Consider the following 408-nt stretch of genomic DNA (forward strand, 5'->3'; position numbering starts at 1 on the left):
TCGCACCATGGTAAATGGCTGGTACGCATTGAAGTGCTCGATCCACCACGAGAAATGCCCGGGGCAGCAGATCTTATTTTAAATACACTGCAAACCGACCATCTTTACTGGGATGGTGAGGTGGTGTACCAAAGGCAGCGTCATGCGCTCTATCAAGCACAAATTGCTCACGGGCTCGCTTCAGGTCAAGCATACTACTGCCAGTGTACGCGCAAACAGATCAAAGAAGATGGCGGCTACTATCCAGGCTCATGTCGCAACTCGGACCATTGCCAAGGGGCGATTCGGTTGAAAATGACGCACCCTGTGAGCGCTTTTGTCGATTTAAAACACGTTAAAATCTCCATTCCCGCTGCACTGGTGGATGAATATTTTATTATCAAACGCCGAGATGGCTTGTTTGCTTGC

Annotated in this window: 1 protein-coding gene; it reads left to right on the forward strand. The window is 49.3% G+C overall.

Annotation, left to right across the window (positions count from 1 at the left end; genetic code table 11):
• Window positions 1-408, forward strand: a 408-nt coding sequence (locus UF06_RS22640; protein WP_045572488.1) for a glutamate--tRNA ligase family protein, incomplete at both ends; no start/stop codon positions are given.

The sequence above is a fragment of the Vibrio sp. S234-5 genome (assembly GCF_000960595.1).
In the GTDB taxonomy this organism is placed as follows: Bacteria; Pseudomonadota; Gammaproteobacteria; order Enterobacterales; family Vibrionaceae; genus Vibrio.